At 73.0% G+C, this 20182-nt stretch carries 15 protein-coding genes; 7 read left to right on the top strand and 8 right to left on the bottom strand.

Annotation, left to right across the window (positions count from 1 at the left end):
- Window positions 1-8: 8 nt before the first annotated feature.
- Window positions 9-1016, bottom strand: coding sequence for a hypothetical protein (locus tag OO52_RS03230; RefSeq protein ID WP_030640718.1), 1008 nt, complete (start codon window positions 1014-1016; stop codon window positions 9-11).
- A 505-nt stretch (window positions 1017-1521) separates the two neighbouring features.
- On the opposite strand from OO52_RS03230, the gene OO52_RS03225 reads away from it, so the two are divergent.
- The 4 genes from OO52_RS03225 (at window position 1522) to OO52_RS03210 (ending at window position 8185) form a co-directional block, all read left to right on the top strand.
- A complete protein-coding gene (locus OO52_RS03225) occupies window positions 1522-2301 on the top strand; it encodes a hypothetical protein (protein WP_030640716.1) in 780 nt (259 codons plus the stop codon).
- Between the two features lie 54 nt (window positions 2302-2355).
- Entirely contained in the window at window positions 2356-3522 is a 1167-nt protein-coding gene (locus OO52_RS03220; RefSeq protein ID WP_030640715.1) for an FAD-dependent oxidoreductase, read from the top strand.
- 150 nt (window positions 3523-3672) lie between these two features.
- Complete coding sequence (locus tag OO52_RS03215; RefSeq protein ID WP_051818173.1) at window positions 3673-5505, top strand: RICIN domain-containing protein; 1833 nt, start codon at window positions 3673-3675, stop codon at window positions 5503-5505.
- Window positions 5506-5644: 139 nt separating this feature from the next.
- Window positions 5645-8185, top strand: coding sequence for a discoidin domain-containing protein (locus tag OO52_RS03210; protein WP_030640710.1), 2541 nt, complete (start codon window positions 5645-5647; stop codon window positions 8183-8185).
- A 19-nt stretch (window positions 8186-8204) separates the two neighbouring features.
- Here the strand turns inward: OO52_RS03210 and OO52_RS03205 are convergent, their stop codons facing one another.
- Entirely contained in the window at window positions 8205-9146 is a 942-nt protein-coding gene (locus OO52_RS03205; protein WP_030640708.1) for a helix-turn-helix transcriptional regulator, read from the bottom strand.
- A 131-nt stretch (window positions 9147-9277) separates the two neighbouring features.
- On the opposite strand from OO52_RS03205, the gene OO52_RS03200 reads away from it, so the two are divergent.
- The gene (locus OO52_RS03200) at window positions 9278-9628 is read left to right on the top strand and encodes an ANTAR domain-containing protein (protein WP_030640706.1); all 351 of its coding nucleotides are present in this window, start codon (window positions 9278-9280) and stop codon (window positions 9626-9628) included.
- Window positions 9629-9696: 68 nt separating this feature from the next.
- Here OO52_RS03200 and OO52_RS03195 read toward each other — a convergent pair whose 3' ends face one another.
- The gene (locus OO52_RS03195) at window positions 9697-10863 is read right to left on the bottom strand and encodes an amidohydrolase (RefSeq protein ID WP_030640704.1); all 1167 of its coding nucleotides are present in this window, start codon (window positions 10861-10863) and stop codon (window positions 9697-9699) included.
- 140 nt (window positions 10864-11003) lie between these two features.
- Here OO52_RS03195 and OO52_RS03190 point away from each other — a divergent pair, with 140 nt between their 5' ends.
- Together OO52_RS03190 and OO52_RS03185 are read left to right on the top strand one after the other, a co-directional pair.
- Window positions 11004-12467: an aminotransferase class I/II-fold pyridoxal phosphate-dependent enzyme gene (locus OO52_RS03190; RefSeq protein WP_030640702.1), complete on the top strand. Its 1464-nt coding sequence runs from the start codon at window positions 11004-11006 to the stop codon at window positions 12465-12467.
- A gap of 446 nt (window positions 12468-12913) precedes the next feature.
- On the top strand, window positions 12914-15196 hold the full coding sequence (locus OO52_RS03185; RefSeq protein ID WP_030640700.1) for a catalase: 2283 nt from the start codon (window positions 12914-12916) through the stop codon (window positions 15194-15196).
- 90 nt (window positions 15197-15286) lie between these two features.
- Here the strand turns inward: OO52_RS03185 and OO52_RS03180 are convergent, their stop codons facing one another.
- Genes OO52_RS03180 through OO52_RS03160 form a run of 5 tightly spaced genes read right to left on the bottom strand, consistent with a single transcriptional unit; the run spans window position 15287 to window position 19712 of the window.
- Window positions 15287-16954, bottom strand: a complete 1668-nt coding sequence (locus tag OO52_RS03180; protein ID WP_030640698.1) for a PP2C family protein-serine/threonine phosphatase — start codon at window positions 16952-16954, stop codon at window positions 15287-15289.
- Window positions 16938-17999, bottom strand: a complete 1062-nt coding sequence (locus OO52_RS03175) for a SpoIIE family protein phosphatase (protein ID WP_199819893.1) — start codon at window positions 17997-17999, stop codon at window positions 16938-16940. The genes OO52_RS03180 and OO52_RS03175 overlap by 17 nt, the downstream gene beginning before the upstream one ends.
- A complete protein-coding gene (locus OO52_RS03170; RefSeq protein ID WP_030640695.1) occupies window positions 17996-18442 on the bottom strand; it encodes an anti-sigma regulatory factor in 447 nt (148 codons plus the stop codon). The genes OO52_RS03175 and OO52_RS03170 overlap by 4 nt, the downstream gene beginning before the upstream one ends.
- The gene (locus OO52_RS03165) at window positions 18442-18822 is read right to left on the bottom strand and encodes an STAS domain-containing protein (protein ID WP_030640693.1); all 381 of its coding nucleotides are present in this window, start codon (window positions 18820-18822) and stop codon (window positions 18442-18444) included. The genes OO52_RS03170 and OO52_RS03165 overlap by 1 nt, the downstream gene beginning before the upstream one ends.
- Window positions 18819-19712: an STAS domain-containing protein gene (locus tag OO52_RS03160; RefSeq protein ID WP_030640691.1), complete on the bottom strand. Its 894-nt coding sequence runs from the start codon at window positions 19710-19712 to the stop codon at window positions 18819-18821. The genes OO52_RS03165 and OO52_RS03160 overlap by 4 nt, the downstream gene beginning before the upstream one ends.
- Window positions 19713-20182 lie beyond the last annotated feature (470 nt).

Below are 20182 nucleotides of genomic sequence, written 5' to 3'. Positions count from 1 at the left end.
ACCATCCGTCACGGGGACGGGCTCGCTATACGGAGCGGTGCCGCGGGGGTTGGGGCGGTGGCGCCGGCCTCACCGGCGGCGTCCGTCCACCAGTCGGCGCCGTCCTCGGCATAACGCAACAGCACGCCCTCGCGGATCGCCCAGGGGCAGACGACGGCCCGGGGCAGGCCCATGAGCTTCAGCGCCGTGTGCCCGACGACCGCTCCGGCCAGGCTCTGGGCGGCGCGCGGCGCGGAGATCCCGGGCAGCTGCGCGCGTTCGGTGGTGGGCAGCGCCGCGAGGGTGTGCACCGCCGCGCGCAGGTCCCGGCAGACCAGCTCCCGGTCCACGAACGGGCCGAACCGCCCCGGCGCGGCCCCGCACAGCCGGGCGAGCTGCTGGAACGTACGGGACGTCACGGCGGCCGTGCGCGGACGCTCCCAGCGGATCCGCGAGGCCACGTCCCGCAGTTCGTGGCGGATACGGCGGCGCAGCTCCTTCAGCTCGCCCGGCCCGGGCGGGTCCTGGACGCCCAGGTACTCCCGGGTCAGCCGGTTCGCGCCGAGCGGCAGGGACGCGGCGAAGTCGGGCAGCCGGCCGCGGCCGAAGGCCACCTCCAGCGAGCCGCCGCCGATGTCGAGCAGTGCCAGGGGCCCCGCCTTCCAGCCCAGCCAGCGGCGCGCCGCCAGGAAGGTCAGCTCGGCCTCCGTCTCACCGGGCAGGGTGCACATGCGGATGCCGGTGCCGGACGCCACCCGTTGCAGCACCTCATGGCGGTTGGGGGCGCTGCGCACCACCGCGGTCGCGAAGGCCAGCGGGCCCGCCGCGTGCCACCGCCGGGCCGTGGCGCCCGCCGCGGCCACCGCCTTCACCAGTCGCTCCACCGCCTCCTCGGCGATGGTGCCGTCCGGGCCGACCTGTTCGGACAGGCGGAGCTTCCACTTGACGGTGTGCACCGGCAGCGGAACACCACCCTCCACATCTGCGATCACCAATCGGACCGTGTTCGACCCCGCATCCACCACGCTCACCCGCATGGCCGGGGAGTACCCACTTCACCGGCGACAACCCGTCACACGGGGGGCGTGCCGGTGCACGGCACCGCCGTCGCGTGCCTCAGGACCGGCTCGCACGGCGGCCGGAGGCGGACCGGTGGCGCGCGGCGCACGGTCCGGGACCCGGCTTTCGCCGAAGCCGTGCAGCAAGGCCCGCGAGAGGAGCGAGGCGATCGTCGGCGCGGTCACCGGCACGCTCGCCGCTCCGCGGACCTGTTGCCCGGCAGGTACGACGACGAAGGCCGCTTCCAGTAGGTCGGCCGTACCACCACACTCGCCCGGCCGGCCGGTACAGCGGTCGTCGGATGCTCCACCGAACTCGCCGACGGGGCCGGGGGCCTGCTGCGCCACCCGGGCGACGCCGCGTCGAGGAGCTGCTACTCACCCGTCGGCCCGGTGCCGCTTCGACGGAGGATGGGGGAAGACAGCGGTCCGCGTGGTGAAGTGTGGGCCTCTGATACTCCGACAGCAGGGAGCGTTTCTCCTGATGACCACACAGCCCGCACGCCCCGAGCGCGGCGGTCCCGAGACCGCCTCGGTCATGGATGCCTCGCCGTTCAAGCCTTCTCTCGTCAAAGCGGTGTTCAGGGACGTGACCTCGATGCACGTCTCTCGGTCGGCCGCGTGGGCCGCCGCGTCGGTGACGCGGACGGTGCTGACGGCGATCATCGACGGCGCGAGGAGAGCGGCGGCGGAGGAGGCCCGGAAGAAGCTGATACCCGGTGACCTTCTCTCGGCGATCGACCGGAACGTCGAGCTTGAGGTGGGGCACAAGTGGTACGACCACAGCCCGACGTTCCAAGGTCTGACCGGTGTCCTGTACGACGCGGAGGGTGCCATCGTGCCTTCTCGCAAGCGCGGCAGGTCGCGCAAACCGAGCGCCGTGGTCGGCGCCCACAGGTTCGAGGCCGGGGTCAAGAAGCTGCTGCGGAGCCAGGGGGCGACGGCCGTCCCAGCGATGGTCCGCGACCTGGACGGAATCGCGAGCGTGTTCTTGACGGACCTCGCCCGGGACGCGGCCATGGTCGTCCGCGAGGGCGGGGTCAAACGCTTTGGTGCGGTCACCACGGTGATGTCGGGCGAACCGGCCCCACCCCCGCTCCTCAAGGATCCCCTCTGGGCCCTGTCCACCCGCAGGGGGGACGGGCGGACCATCGGCAGGGACGACATCCTGGCCGCCGCCACCATGCAGTTGTTCGGCGGCAACCTCAGGCAGCGAGCCCTCACCGAAGCACGCGAGGCGACACAGGACACTTCGGCCGGCTGAGCGGGAGCGACCGGCATCGCCACCTGTACCCTCATCCGCTACGGAGTGGATGCGATGAGGGTACTGGTGATCGGCGGCGGCATCGCGGGGACCGCGACCGCCCTGGGCCTGCACAAGGCCGGTGTCGACGTCACCGTGTTCGAGGCACACCCGGACACGGCCGAGGACATCGGCGCCTTCCTCACCCTGGCGAGCAACGGCATGCGCGCCCTGGCCCAGTTGGACGCCACGCACGCCGTCACGGCCGTCGGTTTTCCGCTGACTTCGCTGCGGCTGCTCGACGGTCAGGGCACCGAGGTCGCGCACGCACCACTGGGCGAGGCGGACGACCCCGCCCTGCGCTACCGCTGCCTGCGCCGCGGCGAGTTGAACGCGGCCCTCCAGGGCGAGGCGGTCCGGCGCGGTATCGGGCTGCGCCACGGCGCCCGGCTGGTGTCCGTGACGGACGGCCGGTACGACGTCACCGCCCGCTTCGCCGACGGCTCCACGGCCACCGGCGACCTGCTCGTCGGCGCCGACGGCCTGAACTCCACCGTGCGCGGGCTGCTCATGCCCGAGGTCCGGCCCGGGTACGCCGGCCAGCGGGTCTACTACGGCTACACCGGCACCGCGCCCGGGCCAGGCCCCGTCGGCGCCATCACCATGGTGCGGGGCGGCACGACCGCCTTCGGGTACGCGGTGTCGCCGGCGGGGGAGACGTACTGGTTCGCCCGCGCCGGCGGAGATCCGCTGCCCGCCGGAGCGCTCGCCGCGCCACCCGCCGTGCTGCGCGCGCAGTTGCTGCCGCTGCTCAGGGAGGACGACACCCCCGCCGCCGCACTGGTCGAGGCCTCCGCCGACTCCCTCATGGTCACCAACGCCACGGAGCTGCCGCTCGGCACCGCCTGGCGGGCCGGGCGGGTCCTGCTCGTGGGCGACGCGGCCCACGCCGCCTCGCCGGCGACCGGTCAGGGCGCCTCGATGGCCCTGGAGGACGCCGTCGTCCTGGCCAAGGCCCTGCGCGACCTGCCCGATCCGCGGGCCGCGTGCGCCGCGTACGAGCGGCACCGGCGCCCGCGGACCGAGCACAACATCACCGTCAGCGGCGGCCTCACCCGGGGCACCCGCACGCCGTCCCGCCCCGCACCCGGTACGGCCCCTCCCGCCGGGCCGGACGAGCAGCTCGTCCGCCAACTCGCCTGGGACACCCCGCTGTCCGCCGCCCCGCCCGAGCCGCGCTGACCCGCGCACGCCCGCGTGTGCGAAAGTGATCGCACGGATCGCCGTCCGCGCACGAAAGTGCAAGAGGCGGACCACAGGAGTCCATTGCCGGGGACGCCGCCGGAGCCGGATCGTTCCGTGCGACCGGCCCTTCGGCGACAAGGAGCACCCGTGCGACTGTTGAGCCCAGTACGACGGTCGACCAGATCAGGCGGCACCCTGGCCGCGGCCGTCGCCCTGGTCCTGTGCGGCGGCGCCGCGTTCCCCGCGCAGACCTCCACCCCCGCGCACACCGCGCCCCCGGGCGACACCGGCTACACCGTGACCGTGGGAACCCCGGTGCCGTTCGGCCACCCCACCGACACCCCCGCCACCCCGTACCTCGACAAGGACGGCACCTTCCACTACCAGCAGTCCGCCGCGCTCTACGGCGCCGACGACCCACGGGTCTGGGACTTCTACACCGGCAAGGACTTCGACAGCGCCACCTTCGACCGGACCCTCAGCGAGGCCGTGAACCCGGCCAACCCGGCCGACCGCAACGACGACACCACCTGGCGGTGCGACAACGGCCCCACAGGGCGGGAGGCGACGTACGCGCCGGCCGGCTCGCGCTACGCGCGCAAGAACTACTGCGACCTGTCCGGGGTGTGGGCCGACCCGGACACCGGCGACTGGTACGGCCTGGTGCACAACGAGTTCACCCCGCAGCCCTTCGGCGACGGGCTGCACTACGACGCCGTCGACTACGCCGTCTCCACCGACCAGGGCCGCACCTGGAGCATCAAGGACCACGTGATCACCTCGCCGTACAGCACCGAGCGCGGGGACACGGCGGCCTTCCCGCACGAGACGTACTCCTACGGCGACGGCGACCAACGCCTGTTCGTCGACACCGCATCCGGCTACTTCTACGTCTTCTACGGCTCCCGGATCGTCGACAAGAGCGGCGGCTGGAAGGCCTTCCACGAGCACGTGGCCCGCGCCCCGATCGCCGCGAAGATGGCCCCCGGCTCCTGGTGCAAGTGGTACGACGGCGCCTGGACCCAGCCAGGCACCGGCGGCCGGGAGAGCAACATCGTCCCGGTCGACGCCGGCCACCCCACCGGCTACACCCCGGCCTCCGAAGAGTACGACCCGGCGAACTCCGGCACCGCAGCGGAGCAGATCGCGGCCGGCACGATGCCCCCGACCTCCCCGCTGTTCGTGATGAACATCGCCTACGACGCCCACCTGGGCCGCTACATCGGCACGCCGCAGGCCGTCGACCAGAGCGGCGGCGCACCGCAGTACCTCTACGCCACCGACGACCTGGCCACGCAGAAGTGGCAGCTCATCGGCGACACCGGCGACTACACCACCGCCTCCTGGTACCGCTGGTTCCTGGACCCCGTCAGCCGCACCGGTTCGGCGATCGTCGGCAGGACCTTCCGCGCCTACTGCTCCTTCGGCTGCTCCCACGACGCCTCCGGCGAGCACGTCGACGTCACCGTCGACCCGGCCACGCCGGCCGCCCCGCCCGTGCACACCGGCCGCCGGTACCGCATCTCCGCCGGCACCGGCCGGATCCTCGCCCAGGTGCCCGGCGGATCCGCCGTCACCTCCGTGGCCCAGCCCACCGGTTCCGCCCGCGAGTCGTGGTCCTTCACGTCCACGGGCGACGGTGCCTTCACCCTCGCCAACGCGGCGACCGGCCGGCTGCTGGGCGTCGACTCCGCGAGGACGGCCGGTCGCGCCTGGGGTGCCGAGCCCACGGTCACCGCGGCCCGCGCCGCCGGACCGACCGTCGGACAGCAGTGGTTCGTGATCCCCGGCTCCGCCGCCGACGGTACCTACCGCCTCGTCAACCGCTACAGCGGCCTCGTGCTCGGCCTCTCCGCGAGCACGGGCCGCCTCGCCGAGACCACACCGCCGCGCACCTGGACGGACACCACCGGCGGCGCCGTCGGCGGCGGGCGCACCGCGGCCGAACAGACCCTGTCGTTCAGCCCGGTCGGGCGCTAGCCACCGGCGTGTCGCGGTACGGAGGTTGAAGGATCTGGTGTCCGAAGGCTTGTGGCCGGGTTGGTTCATCCCTTAAATCAAAACATGAACTAAGCCGTGGGTTGCGCCCGTTGAACCCCCACACGTCTGGAGCCGCCGAATGAGACTGAGATCCTTGGGCACAGCGCTGGCCGCCACGGCCGCGCTGCTCGCCCTGCCCGCCACCCACCCGTCGGCCACCGCCGCCGAAACCCCCTTGTCCCAGGGGAAGTCCGCCACCGCGTCGTCCGAGGAGAACAGCGGCACCGCCGCCGCCAAGGCCGTCGACGGAGACACCGGGACCCGCTGGTCCTCGGCCGCGACCGACGACCAGTGGGTCCGGGTCGACCTCGGGAGCACCGCCACCGTCACCCGGGTCGTCCTGAACTGGGAGGCCGCGTACGGCAAGGACTACAAGGTCCAGATATCCGGGGACGGGAGCACCTGGACCGATCTGAAGTCCGTCACCGGTTCCGACGGCGGCACCGACACGCTCGACGTGTCGGGCCAGGGCCGCTACGTACGGATGCTCGGCGTGCACCGGGCCACGACCTGGGGCTACTCGCTCTGGGAGTTCCAGGTGTTCGGCGCGGCGGACGGCACCCAGGCGGGCTGCGGCACCGCCAACGCCGCCCAGGGCAGGCCCGCCACGGCCTCCACCACCGAGAACGCCGGCACACCCGCCTCGGCCGCCTTCGACGGCGACACCGGGACCCGCTGGTCCAGCCAGGCCGCCGACCCGCAGTGGCTCCGGGTCGACCTCGGCTCCGTGCAGAACCTGTGCAAGGTGGACCTGAACTGGGAGGCCGCCTACGCCAAGGACTTCCAGATCCAGGCCTCCACCGACGGGCAGAGCTGGAACACCCTCAAGAGCGTCACCGGGGCGACCGGCGGCACGGCGTCCTACGACGTCAGCGGTTCCGGCCGGTACGTCCGGATCTACGGCACCGCCCGCGGCACCGGCTACGGCTACTCCCTGTGGGAGGCCGCCGTGCACACCGGCACCACCGGAGTCCCGCCCGTCCAGGGCGGCGGCGACCTCGGCCCGAACGTCATCGTCGTCGACCCCTCGACCCCGGGCCTCCAGCAGAAGTTCGACGACGTCTTCGCCAAGCAGGAGTCGGCCCAGTTCGGCACCGGCCGCTACCAGTTCCTGCTCAAGCCCGGCACCTACAACAACATCAACGCCCAACTCGGCTTCTACACCTCGATCTCCGGCCTCGGCCTGAACCCCGACGACACCCAGATCAACGGGGACATCACGGTCGACGCGGGCTGGTTCAACGGCAACGCCACCCAGAACTTCTGGCGTTCGGCGGAGAACCTCGCCCTCAAGCCGGTCAACGGCACCGACCGCTGGGCCGTCGCCCAGGCCGCGCCCTTCCGCCGCATCCACGTCCAGGGCGGCCTCAACCTCGCGCCCAACGGCTACGGCTGGGCCTCCGGCGGCTACGTCGCGGACTCGAAGATCGACGGCACGGTGGGCCCGTACTCCCAGCAGCAGTGGTACACCCGGGACAGCTCGGTCGGCGGCTGGACCAACGGCGTGTGGAACATGACCTTCTCCGGCGTCCAGGGCGCCCCCGCCACCAACTTCGACAGCGGCCCGTACACCACCCTGGACACCACCCCGGTCTCCCGCGAGAAGCCGTTCCTCTACCTCGACGGCTCCGCCTACAAGGTGTTCGTCCCGGCCAAGCGCACGAACGCCCGGGGCGTCTCCTGGCCCGCGAACGCCGGCACGTCGATCCCGCTCGACCAGTTCTACGTCGTCAAGCCGGGCGCCACGGCCGCCACCATCAACCAGGCCCTCGCCCAGGGCCTCAACCTCCTGTTCACCCCCGGCGTCTACCACCTCGACCAGACCATCGACGTCACCCGGCCCAACACCGTCGTCCTCGGCCTCGGCCTCGCCACCCTCGTCCCGGACAACGGCATCGACGCGATGCACGTCGCCGACGTCGACGGCGTGCGGCTCGCCGGATTCCTGATCGACGCGGGCCCGGTCAACTCCGACACGCTGCTGCGCATCGGCACCCCCGGCGCCACCGCCGACCACTCCGCGAACCCCACCACCATGCAGGACGTGTTCATCCGCGTCGGTGGTGCCGGGCCCGGGCTCGCCACCAACTCCGTGGTGGTCAACAGCGACGACGTCATCATCGACCACACCTGGCTCTGGCGCGCCGACCACGGCAGCGGCGTCGGCTGGGACACCAACCGCGCCGACTACGGCCTGCGCGTGAACGGCGACGACGTCCTCGCCACCGGCCTGTTCGTGGAGCACTTCAACAAGTACGACGTCTACTGGAACGGAGAACGCGGCCGGACGATCTTCTTCCAGAACGAGAAGGCCTACGACGCCCCGAACGCCGCCGCGATCACCCACGACGGCATCACCGGCTACGCGGCCTACAAGGTCGCCGACTCCGTCACCACCCACGAGGCGTGGGGCCTGGGCAGCTACTGCAACTACACGGCCGATCCCTCGATCGTCCAGGCGCACGGCTTCCAGGTGCCCGTGGCCTCGGGGATCAAGATGCACGACCTGCTGGTGATCTCCCTAGGCGGCAAGGGCCAGTACGCGCACGTCGTCAACAGCACCGGCGCACCCACCTCCGGGACCGACACGGTCCCGTCCAAGGTGACGTCCTTCCCGTAGGACACCGCTCAGCCGCCGGTCAGCCGCCGGCCAGGGTCTCGTGCGGGGCCTTCCGGTAGGTGTCCCGGTACAGGGAGGCGAAGCGGCCCGGGTGGTGGAAACCCCACCGGGCCGCTATCTCCGTGACCGTGACCTCGCCGGGGTCGGCGGCCACCAGCTCGTGATGGGCGTGCGCGAGCCGCACCCGGCGCAGCTGGGCCAGCGGAGTGGTGTCCAGATGGCGGCGGAAGGCGTACTGCAGCGCCCGTACCGTCACATGGGCCGCGGCGGCGATGTCGGCGACCGTGACGGGCTGGTCCGCGTGGTCGTCGATGTAGGCGAGCGCGCGGCGCAGCACCGCCGGGTGCGCGTCGGCGCCGTGGGCGGCGGGCTCGTCCAGCGCCGTGTTGGGGAACGCGGCCAGGACGCTCGCCGCCAGGTGCTGGGCGGCCGTGGCGGCGATCAGCGGCTGGTCCGCGATCTCGGCGTCGGACAGCACATCGTCCCGCAGATGGGCGATCGTACGGCTGAGATGGCGCGCCGCGGCGGCCGAGCGCGGCCGGTGCCCGGTCAGCCGTACCGGACGCGAGCCGTCTCCGGCCACCTGGGCGAGCAGCGCGGGATCCAGCATGGTGATGTTGTAGCGGGCGTTGCAGATGCGGCCCGCGTACGGCAGGTCCGGTGGCGCGAACAACACCACGTCACCGGGGCCGAAGGAGTCCTCGACACCCCGGAAGCCGTGGTCCCGCACGGTTCCCTCGTGCACGACGCACAGGCAGATCCGGCCCAGCGGGGACACCGAGTAGGCCATCTCGAAGTCCAGCGCGAGTTCGTCGACGCTCACCGTGGGAATGCCGGCGCGGTGGATCCGGGCGTGGGTCGAGCCGGGCGTCCCGCTGGCGATGCGCATCCTGGCGTAGGCCCGGCTGAGGAAATCCTCCGTCACGTCCAGGTCGTGGCTGTCGAAGGTGAGTGTCTCCATGTGCCCCGGCTGCCCCCGGATTCCGCTTCCAGGGCCCGTCCACCAGCGATTTTTCGTTTTCTGTACGGCCTCTTGCCCTGTTGTTCGCCTGGCGGCTGGCGTTCGGCGACCGTGGTGCGGAGGGTGAGCCCATGATCGGACGCGACGAGCAGACGGACCAGGTGAAGGCACTCCAGGAGGAGGTGGAGCAGCTACGCCGTGCCCTCGGCTCGCACGCCCTGGTCGACCAGGCGATCGGCGTGGTCATCACCGTGGGCGGGCTGCGTCCGGAGCAGGGCTGGGAGGTGCTGCGGCACATGTCGCAGCACACCAACATCAAACTGCGGGAGGTCGCGCGCTGCCTGGTGGAGTGGCCGTCGCGCGGCCGGCTGCCCGAGGTGATCCGCCGGGCCCTGCCCGCCGCCGTGGAACACGTGCGCACCCAGGCCGAGGCCGCCGGCCGGGAGGACGAGCGCGAGGTCCGCTGCGGCCGGCCGGGCTGAACTGCCGTACGACGGCCGGGCCGTGCGGGCGTACGGCGGTCAGCCCGGGCTCGGCGGGCCCACGGCCGTCAGTCCGCGGTCAGGTGCAGGTCCGCCCAGGCGCGGCCGCGCAGGTCCGCGTCCCGCAGGATGTCCACCGCCGTGCAGGCCAGCGCCTCCACCACCGCCGTCAGCACCCGGCGGGCCCGCTCCGAGGCCGCGGCCTCGGCGAACTCCGGCGTGTGGTCCGAGCCGTCGGCGCCCATGATCGCGACGAACGGGTGGATGGCGGGCACCCGGCCGCTGACATTGCCGATGTCGGAGGAGCCCAGGTAGACGCCGGGCGTGGGCGCGGTGAGGGTGATCCCGGCGCGGTCCAGGTGCCCGGCGAACCGTTCGGACAGCACCGAGCTGTCCCTGAAGTGCTCGTACCGCACGCTCGCGCGTTCCACCGTGACGGCCGTGCCGGTCGCCAGCGCCACCCCCTCGGCGGCGGTGCGGAGCTGTTCCGCCAGCTCGTCCAGGGCCGCCGTGGTGACCGCGCGCAGCCCGAAGCGGCCCCCGGCGTGCTCCGGGACGATGTTCGTGGCCGTACCGCCCTCGGTGATGATCCCCTGCACATGGGACCCCTCCGGCAGCCGCCGCCCGAGCGCCGACAGGACGTTGAACAGCTCGACCAGCGCCGCGAGCGCGTCGATGCCCTCGGTCGGGTTGCCCGTCGGGTGCGCGGCCCGGCCCCGGAAGGCGACCCGGTACTGCTCCTGCGCGGTCAGCGGCGCCCGCACCCAGTCGTACACCCCGGGGTGGAACATCAGGGCGGCGTCCACCCCGTCGAAGACCCCGGCCTCCACCTCCAGGGCCTTGCCGCCACCGCCCTCCTCGGCCGGCGTGCCCACCGCCAGGACCGTGCCCCCGGTGCCGTCCCGCACGGCCTGTGTGACGAGGGCCGCCCCGAGGCCCGCCGCCGCGATCAGATTGTGCCCGCAGGCGTGCCCGAGCCCGGGCAGGGCGTCGTACTCCAGGGGGAAGGCCACCACCGGCCGGCCCTCGCCCGAGCGGGCCGTGAAGGCGGTCGGCAGGCCCGCGGCCTCCCGCCGCACCTCGAACCCCGCGCGCTCCAGTTCGCCCGTGAGCAGCTTCGCCGCCCGGTGCTCGGCGAACGCGGTCTCCGGGTCGGCGTGCAGGGCGGACGCCACGGTCCACAGCGCGTCGGCGCGGAGCGCGGTCTCCTCCCGGATCCGCTGGTACAGCGACACGAGACCTCCTCGGGTTCGGCGGGCGTGTTCCGTGCCGGGCCGGGTTCCACCGAACGGCCCCCTGACACCGGCCGCGTGTTTGGGGAGCGCGGCCGGTGCAACACGGTGGACGCGGCACCGACCAGCTCAGGAGGACAGCCATGGATCACTCACGCGTACCCGTCCTGGAGGCTCTGCAGGAGTTCCGGCGGCGAGGAGACGTGGCGTACGGGCCACCCGGGCACAAACAGGGCCGCGGTACCGACCCCCGGGTGGCCGAGATCCTCGGTCTGGACGTCTTCCGTGCCGACGTGCTCAGCCTCAACGGGCTGGACGACCGCCGCCAGTCCCAGGGCGTGCTGGAGCAGGCCCAGGAGCTGATGGCCGACGCGGTCGGCGCCGAGCACGCCTTCTTCTCCACCTGCGGCAGCTCCCTGTCCGTGAAGACCGCGATGTGCTCGGTCGCCGGACCGGGGGAGAAGCTGCTGCTGTCCCGCAACGCCCACAAGTCGGTCATCGCCGCCGTGATCATCAACGGGGTGGAACCGATCTGGGTCCACCCCAAGTTCGACGCCGAACGGCACATGGCCCATCCGCCCGAGGCCGACGACGTGCGCAACCGGCTGCGCGAACACCCCGACGCCAAGGGCATGCTGCTGATCACGCCGACCGACTGGGGCACCTGCGCCGACGTGCGTGCGGTCGCCGACGCCTGCCACGCCTCCGACGTCCCGCTCATCGTGGACGAGGCGTGGGGCGCCCACCTGCCCTTCCACCCGGACCTGCCGGCCTGGGGCATGGACGCGGACGCCGACCTGGTCGTCACCAGCGTCCACAAGATGGGCGGCGCCATCGAGCAGAGCTCGGTGTTCCACCTCCAGCACGACCGGGTCTCGCCCACCGTGCTCAAACAGCGCGAGGACCTGCTCGGCACCACCAGCGCCTCCTCCCTGGTCTACGCGACCCTCGACGGCTGGCGTCGGCAGATGGTCGAACAGGGGCACGGCCTCTTGGACGCGGCCCTGCACCGTGCCGAGCGCATCCGGGCCCGGCTGCGGGAACTCACGGGCCTGCGGGTGATGGGCGGGGAGATCATCGAGGAGGGCCTGGCCGCCGAGTTCGACCCCCTGAAGATCGTCGTGGACGTACGGGACCTCGGCATCAGTGGCATGCAGGCGGCCGAGTGGCTGCGCGCGAACTGCCACATCGACGTGGGCGGCTCGGACACCTGCCGGATCAGCGCCTCCATCACCCATTCCGACGACGAGGAGACCGAGAAACTCCTCGTGGAGTCCGTGAGCTCGCTGGCGGAACGGGCGGACACCATCGAGCGGCAGCCCGCCGTGCACCTGCCCGAGCCCCACGCCCTGGAACTGGAGCAGGCGGTGCTGCCCCGCGACGCCTTCTTCGGCCCCGCCGAACAGGTGCCCGCCGAGCGCGCCGTGGGCCGGGTCGCCGCCGAGACCATCAGCCCGTACCCGCCGGGCGTGCCGGTCGTGGCGCCGGGCGAGGTGATCACCGCCGAGGTCGTCGACTACCTGCGCAGCGGTGTCGCCCACGGCTTCCTCGTCCCGGACGCGGCGGACTCCTCCCTGAAGACCTTCCGGGTCGTGGCGCGCCCGTGACCGGCGGCCGCGGGGCCGTACTCCCAGGCCCGTCCCGACCTGCGCCGGACGGGGTCAGCGCCTAGGGTGGCGTGTGCGGGCGGCCGCAGGGTGACCGCCTGCCCCGGGTCAAGAAGCCGGCCCTGCCGATCAACACGTCCTCGGCAGGGGGCACCTGGCCCTGCCGGTGGTCCCCGGGTCCGGACCGGCGTCCGGCGGGCCTCCCGCCCCGGCAACTCGATGGGAGACGGCCCGACTTCACCCCGACCGGAAATCCCCGTGATTCCCGGTTTCGGACGCCCCGGCCCGGGGACCTCGGTACGAGTCCTGTCGTATCCCTTTCAATCGAAGTTCGCCCGGTACGTCCCTGGTGCCGGCCGCATGCCCCGGTGCGGGCGGCCACGCCTCGGACACCCACCTCGCCCCCTGCCGGGCCCGCCCCGTGACCAGCGAAGGAATTGGAACTGATGAGCGAGACGAATCCCCTGAAGCGAGCGGCGGACAAGGTGGCGGACGCCCTGCAGGGCGGGCCGGCGGGCCCCGAGGACGGTATCCCCGGCAAGCCGGGACCCAAGTCTCCGCCGGTCGCCGAGCCGACCGACCCCCATGAGCCGTACCCGCCCAAGCCCGACCAGAGCGGCCCGGACACGGTCTCGCCGACCGGGCAGCCGACCGGCGCCGACCAGGCGCGGATGGCGCAGAGCGGCAGCTACCTGACCAACGCCCAGGGCACCCGGCTCTACGACACCGACCACTCGCTCAAGGCGGGCCCCCGCGGCCCGGTGCTCCTCCAGGACCACCACCTGCGCGAGAAGGTCATGCACTTCGACCACGAGCGCATCCCCGAGCGCGTGGTCCACGCCCGCGGCGCCGGCGCGCACGGCGTCTTCCGCAGCTACGGCACCGCCGCTGACGTGACCAAGGCGGCCTTCCTCGCCGAGGACGTCGAGACACCGGTGTTCGTCCGCTTCTCCACCGTGCTCGGCTCCCGCGGCTCCTCCGACACCGTCCGCGACACCCGGGGCTTCGCGACGAAGTTCTACACCAGCGAGGGCGTCTTCGACCTCGTCGGCAACAACATCCCGGTGTTCTTCATCCAGGACGCCATCAAGTTCCCGGACGTGATCCACGCCGGCAAGCCGCACCCCGACCGGGAGATCCCGCAGGCGCAGAGCGCCCACGACACCTTCTGGGACTTCGTCACCCTGCACACCGAGGCCACCCACCACACCCTGTGGAACATGTCCGACCGGGGCATCCCGCGCTCGTACCGCACGATGGAGGGCTTCGGCGTCCACACCTTCCGCCTGGTGGACGCCGAAGGCGGAACCACCCTGGTCAAGTTCCACTGGAAGCCGAAGCTGGGCGTGCACTCCCTGGTGTGGGAGGAGGCCCAGATCATCAACGGCGTCGACCCCGACTTCCACCGCCGGGACCTCGCCGACGCCATCGAGGCGGGCGCCTACCCGCAGTGGGAGTTCGGCATCCAGACCTTCCCCGACACCCCCGACCAGACCTTCGAGGGCATCGACCTGCTGGACCCGACGAACATCGTCCCCGAGGAACTGGCCCCCGTGCAGCCGATCGGGCTGCTCACCCTCAACCGCAACCCGTCGAACTTCTTCGCCGAGACCGAGCAGGTCGCCTTCCACGTCGGCCACCTCGTCCCCGGCATCGACATCACCGACGACCCGCTGCTCGCCGGCCGGCTCTTCTCCTACCTGGACACCCAGATCACCCGCCTCGGCGGCCCCAACTTCCCGCAGCTCCCCATCAACCGGCCACACGCACCCGTCAACGACATGCTCCGTGACGGCATGCACCAGACCGCCGTGCACCGCGGCACGGCGCCGTACCGCCCCAACTCGCTCGACGGCGGCTGCCCGTTCACCCCCGGAGCCGGTCTCGACGGCGCCTACGTCGAGACACCCGTGCGGATCCCGGAGGCGACCAAGGTCCGCGAGGCACCCGAGTCGTTCGACGACCACTTCAGCCAGCCCCGCCGGTTCTGGCTCAGCATGAGCCCGCCCGAACGCGAGCACATCATCGGCGCCTACACCTTCGAACTCGGCAAGTGCTACGAGCAGGCCATCCGGGAACGGGCGCTCCAGGTCCTGGCCAACATCGACCCGGAGCTGTGCCAGGGCGTCGCCGCCGGCCTCGGCCTGCCCGCCCCCGCGCCCACGGTGCCGCTGGCCGACGTCGAGCCCAGCCCCGCCCTCTCCCAGATCGGACACACCTGGCCCACCGACGGCCGGATCATCGGCATCGTCACCGGCCCCGACGGCGACCTCGACGGCGTACGGGCCGTACGCCAGGAGGTGCTGGACGCCGGCATGGTCCCGCTGATCGTCGCACCGGCCGGCGGCACCCTCGGCGACGGCGAGGACGCCCTGACCGTCCAGCGGACCTACGCCACCGCGCGTTCCGTGGAGTTCGACGCGCTGCTGGTGGCCGGCACCCCCGGTGTCGGCGCCGACGCCTACGGCGCCCGGGACGCCAAGGCGGGCCGGCCCAACGGCCACCCGGCCACCCCCGACCCGCGGGTGGGGCTGCTGCTGGCGGAGGCCTTCCGGCACGGGAAGGCCATCGGCGCCGCCAAGGGCGGACAGAGCGCCCTGGAGGCGGCCGGCATCCCGCTGGAGGCGCCCGGTGTCATCGCCGACGACACCGCCACCGCCGCGTTCCAGCAGCTCACCCAGCTGCTCGGCACCCACCGGGTCTGGGAACGCTTCCCGTCCGCCGCCTGACGGTCTTCGGACAGTCGTCCGCACCCGTCGCAGCATCGAACGGCGGTCCCGCGCCGGCTCCCGCACCACCGGGAGCCGGCGTCCGGCTGTTCACTCAGCCGTGGTGCGGCACAGCAACAGGCAGATGTCGTCGTCGTGTTCGGAGTCGTGAAGCATCGGCTTGAGCAGCGCGTCGGCCGCCCCGTCCAGATCCGCCAGATCCGACCGGCCGAGCGCCTCCATGGCCTGGGCGAGGCGGTCGATGCCCGCGTCGATCCCCGCGGACCGCCGCTCCACCAGACCGTCCGTGTACAGCGCGAGCGTCGAGCCCACCGGCAGCTCCAGGGTGTGCTCCTCGTACGAGAACGCCAGCGGAACCCCCAGCATGATCCCCGGTCTCGCCTCCAGCACCCGCACCTCGCCGTGCGGACCGCGCGCGATGGCCGGCGGATGTCCGGCCGCCGCCCACACCACTCCGGGCTCCCCGGGTGTGAACCGGGCGATCGCGCAGGTCGCGTACAACTCCGGCTGCTGATGGCGGAGCATCCGGTGCAGCAGGGTGAGGATGCGCGCCGGGCCGTTGCCCTCCACGGCGTAGGCGCGCAGCGCGGTCCGCAGCTGGCCCATGATCACCGCCGCGCGCAGCCCGTGCCCCGTGACGTCCCCTATCACCGCCAGCACACTGCCGTCCGGCTGCGGAAAGGCGTCGTACCAGTCGCCGCCGATGTTCAGACCGTGCGTCGCCGGCAGATAGCGGGCGGCCAGGTCGAGGCCCGGGGTGGCGGGCAGTTCGGTCAGCTGCGCTCGCTGCAGGGCCTCGGCCACGTCCCGGTGCTGTTCGTACTGGCGGGCGTTGTCCAGGGCGATGCCCGCCCGCCGGGCCAGTTCCAGCAGCATCACGGTGGTGTCCGGGTCGAAGCGCTCGCCGGGCGCCGCCAGCGTCAGCACCCCCTGCACGGTGCGCGCGCCGAGCGGCAGGCACAGCAGCGGCCGGTCCGGGGAGAGCGCGGAGGCCGGCAGGTCGTCCACGCCGGGGAGGTCACCGGGGTGGGGGCCCGCGTGCTGCGGGCGGCCGGTGCGCGCCGCCGTCACCGTGGCCGCCGCCCGCTCGGCCGGCAGGATCCGCTCGTCGTCCACGAGCCAGACGTCGACGTGCGCCGCGTACTCCGGGACCAGCAGCTCGGGCAGCCGGCGCAGGATGTCCTCGTGATCGAGGGAGGCGTTCAGCACCGCGCTCGCGTTGGCCAGGAAGGTCAGCAGACGGCGGGCCTTCTCCGCCTCCGCGCGTGCCGCCCGCTCCGCGTCGAGGAGTTCGCGCTGTGCCAGCGCCGCCGCCTCCAGCTCGGCGTGCAGCGCCAGCACGCCCTGGTTGGTCTGGTGCAGCTCCTCCCGGTGGAACCGCAGCAGCTTCTCCGTCTCCGCCAGGTGCGCCAGCAGCGCGGCGGTGTCCTCGTCGGCGCCCAGCAGGGCCTCGGCGAGCGGGGCCTCGTCCAGGCCGGGCAGCGGGCCGGTCACGGGGGCGGGGCAGACGAGCGTGTGCTGCCAGGGCTGCGGACCGCCCAGGGCGACCCGCAGCTTCCCGCCCGCCTCGGCGGCCAGGGCCAGGTCCGCGCCGCCGGTGCCGAGGGCACGGCGCAGCCGGGCGCCGAGCGCGGCCAGGAAGCGGGCGCGGTCGAGCGCGGGCACCCCGGCGTCCGCGGTGAGCCGCGCCAGCAGTGCACGGGCGCGGGCCGCGTCGGCGGCGGAGGCGATGGTCCAGTTCTCAGAGGCGGCTGTCATGGGCGCTGGTCCGGCGGTCGGGGGCCAGTACGGCCACGCTGATGTCGTCGCGTGCGGGGCGGGCCGGGCTGCCCGCGTCGCGCAGGATGGCCGCGGCCACCAACGACGGGTCGTCGGCGAGCAGCCGGGGGTCCTCCGGCGGACGCCATCGGCTGGGTAGTCCGTCACTGTGCACGACGAGCAGGCTGTCCCGGCGCCACGGCACCCGGCGCACGGGAACGTGCGCCGGGAAGTACGCGCCGACGATCCCCGGATGGGAGACGAGGGACGTCCAGGAGTCCCCGGTGCGCACCCGGGCGCCGACGTTGCCGACGCCCGCGAAACTGAGTTCCGCCCGGTCCGTGTCCACCTGGGCCACCGTGACCGCCGCGCCCCGGGTGGGCCGCAGCGCGGTGTGCAGCCGGCGCAGGATGTCGGCCGGCGGCAGATGGGCGGTGCGGCGCAGCTCCTCCACCGCGGCGGTGGAGGCGTGCGCGGCCTTCGGGCCGTGCCCCAGACCGTCCGCGAGCAGCAGCGTCTGCAGGCTCCCGGAGCGCACCCAGCTCCACGCGTCACCGCTGTGCTCGGCCTGCGTGAGGGCGATCGTGATGCCGCCCGCCGGCACCGGTGCCGCCGGTGTCCCGCGCCGGCCGGGCTCCGGGTCGATCCGCGCCGCCGCCACCGTCCCACGGCCCGGCAGGCTGTACAGATGGAAGGCGTTGGCGCTGCGCTGACAGCTCCCCAGACCCGCGCCGAGCGAGCCGGCGGCGGTGGACCAGCCGTCCCGCAGCGCGGCGCCGACATCGGGGATGCCCGGACCGTTGTCGAGCGAGAAGAGCTGCACCGACGTGTCCTCCCCGCCGGCCGGCGCCATCACCAGATTGACCACCATGCGGCCCCCACCGGCGTGCTTGAGCAGGTTGGTGGCCAGCTCGGTGGCGACCAGCTCCGCGGCCGCCGTGCGCGCGGCGGCGAGGCCCGCCTGTCCGCACGCCTCACGGGCCGCGATCCGGGCGTCCCGGACACGCGTGGAGTCGTGCACCGGGATCTCCCACACCCGGCTCATCCCACCCCCGGACGCGACGCGGGCACCTGGGCCACCCAGGCGACGGCGGTGACGGTCGTGCCCCGGCCGGGCTCGGTGTCCACGCTGAACTCGTGCACCAGCCGCTTCGCTCCGCTCAGCCCGAGTCCGAGGCCGCCACCGCTGGTGTACCCGTCGGTCATGGCCAGTTCCAGGTCGCGGATGCCCGGGCCGCTGTCGATGAAACACATGCGCAGACCACGGCTGCGACCGTTGTCCAGCGGCGTGATCTCCGCCCGCCCGCCGCCGCCGTGCACCAGCGTGTTGCGGGCCAGCTCGCTCGCCGCCGTGACCAGCTTGGTCTGCTGCACCAGACCGAAGCCGAGCTGCGCCGCGCACTGCCGCACCTGCTGCCGGACCCAGGCCAGATCCGCGTCCGAGCCGATGGGCAGGCTCGTCACGGAAGCCTGGCCGGACGACTGCATCAGCTCCCCCTCTGGGACAGCAGTTCCATGGCACGGTCGACGTCCAGGGCGGTGACCAGGCCGGGCAGGGTGAGCCCCAGCTCGACCAGGGTGATCGCCACGGCGGGCCGCATGCCGGCCAGGACCGTACGGGCCGCCAGCAGGCTGGCCGTGGAGGCGATCTCCGCGAGGACCCGGCCGAGGAACGAGTCGACGATGTCCACGCCGGAGATGTCGAGGACCACACCGGTCACCCGGCTGGTGGCGATGCGTTCGGTGATGTCGTGCTGCAACTGCTCGGCCATGCCGTCGTGCAGCTCGCCCTGCAGGGAGACCAGCAGGATGTCGCCCAGGGCGAGCACCGGGACCTGGGACGGCTGGGCGGGAGTGGGCTGGTTCACCGGGCGCTCGCACCCGCGTCCGCACGGGACACCTCGATCCCCTGCTTGCCCAGCGCGTAGGCCAGCGCGTCGGACAGCGAGGCGCGGGTGAGCACCGAGCCCAGGTCGATGCCGAGCTGCACGATGGTCTGCGCGATGGCCGGCCGGATCCCGGACACGATGCACTCCGCGCCCATCAGACGCGCCGCGGCCACCGTCTTCATCAGGTGCTGCGCGACGAGCGAGTCGACCGTCGGCACGCCGGTGATGTCCAGGATGGCGTACCGGGCCCGCTGGTCGACGATGGCCTCCAGCAGCGACTCCATCACGACCTGGCTGCGCGCGCTGTCCAGTGTCCCGATCAGCGGTACGGCGACCGTGCCCTCCCACAACTTGATGACAGGGGTGGCCACTTCGAGGAGCTGCTGGCGCTGCCGCTCGATCAGCTCGGCGTTCGCGTCCAGCGCCGTCTCCAGCACGACCAGCCGCAGCGTGCCCAGCAGGAGCGTCAGCGCCAGCACGCACTCCTGGGCCTGAGGGGTGGCGGGGTCGGCGAACTCCTCGCGCAGCAACTCGACCACGGGGACGCGCAGTCCGGCCACTTCGTCGGCGATCTGGGCCGGGGTGGATCCGGTGCGAGTCCGGGTCTGGGCCATCCGCCCCAACTGGTCACGCACCGGTGCGAAGCCGGGCGCCCCGATGTCCTCCAGCCGTCCGCTGACGGCCACCTCGGACAGCGCGTCCACCACGGCCTTGCACGCCTCGACCGCCTCGTCGCGGGAGACGGTGAAGACCGAACGGAACAGGGGGGCGTCGGCCCAGCGCTGGGCGATCTGCTCCTTGCGCCGTTCCAGGAAGGAACTCACCACCTGCGGTGCCGATTCGGCCGTCTCCTGCTCGGGCACTCTCATCCTCTCCTCTCGCACAGCCAGGTCCGCCGGTCGGCCGGCTATCCGAATCGATCATTGCCGACCGCCCACCGTAGCTCTCGCCGTCCGGCCGGGCCAAACCCGGTCCCGACTGTGCGACAACGGCAACTTTCCCCAGGTCAGCGTCGTTTGGCCGGGGACATCGGGCGGACGCCGCCGGCAGTGACCGTGCCGACCGCCACCGCGCCGCCCGGGACGTTAAGGCCGGTCCCGTGCTCACGAGGGGCAGCGGGGCCGTGGCCGTGGACGCCTGTGTGGCCGGACGGGCGGGGGCGTACGCCGCGGTGCCGTGGTGCGGGGCACGGGCCGGGTCGCGGTGTGCGGCGCGGGCCGTGCCGTAGGACTCCGTGCCGCGGCGCGGAGCGTCGTGTTCCGTCGCGGCGCGGACCAGTCGACGGACAGGGGAGGGGCACGGCCCGGCCGTCCCCGGCCGGGCGCTCCCCCCGATCTGC

The organism is Streptomyces flaveolus, assembly GCF_000716535.1.
In the GTDB taxonomy this organism is placed as follows: domain Bacteria; phylum Actinomycetota; class Actinomycetes; order Streptomycetales; family Streptomycetaceae; genus Streptomyces; species Streptomyces flaveolus_A.
This window is presented reverse-complemented; position numbering and strand designations above follow the sequence as displayed.

Excerpts from the sequence above, each read along its gene's own strand:
- OO52_RS03230 (WP_030640718.1), bottom strand. The coding sequence starts at position 1,016 with ATGCGGGTGAGCGTGGTGGATGCGGGGTCGAACACGGTCCGATTGGTG.
- OO52_RS03225 (WP_030640716.1), top strand. The coding sequence starts at position 1,522 with ATGACCACACAGCCCGCACGCCCCGAGCGCGGCGGTCCCGAGACCGCC.
- OO52_RS03220 (WP_030640715.1), top strand. The coding sequence starts at position 2,356 with ATGAGGGTACTGGTGATCGGCGGCGGCATCGCGGGGACCGCGACCGCC.
- OO52_RS03210 (WP_030640710.1), top strand. The coding sequence starts at position 5,645 with ATGAGACTGAGATCCTTGGGCACAGCGCTGGCCGCCACGGCCGCGCTG.
- OO52_RS03205 (WP_030640708.1), bottom strand. The coding sequence starts at position 9,146 with ATGGAGACACTCACCTTCGACAGCCACGACCTGGACGTGACGGAGGAT.
- OO52_RS03200 (WP_030640706.1), top strand. The coding sequence starts at position 9,278 with ATGATCGGACGCGACGAGCAGACGGACCAGGTGAAGGCACTCCAGGAG.
- OO52_RS03190 (WP_030640702.1), top strand. The coding sequence starts at position 11,004 with ATGGATCACTCACGCGTACCCGTCCTGGAGGCTCTGCAGGAGTTCCGG.
- OO52_RS03185 (WP_030640700.1), top strand. The coding sequence starts at position 12,914 with ATGAGCGAGACGAATCCCCTGAAGCGAGCGGCGGACAAGGTGGCGGAC.
- OO52_RS03180 (WP_030640698.1), bottom strand. The coding sequence starts at position 16,954 with ATGACAGCCGCCTCTGAGAACTGGACCATCGCCTCCGCCGCCGACGCG.
- OO52_RS03175 (WP_199819893.1), bottom strand. The coding sequence starts at position 17,999 with ATGAGCCGGGTGTGGGAGATCCCGGTGCACGACTCCACGCGTGTCCGG.
- OO52_RS03170 (WP_030640695.1), bottom strand. The coding sequence starts at position 18,442 with ATGCAGTCGTCCGGCCAGGCTTCCGTGACGAGCCTGCCCATCGGCTCG.
- OO52_RS03160 (WP_030640691.1), bottom strand. The coding sequence starts at position 19,712 with ATGAGAGTGCCCGAGCAGGAGACGGCCGAATCGGCACCGCAGGTGGTG.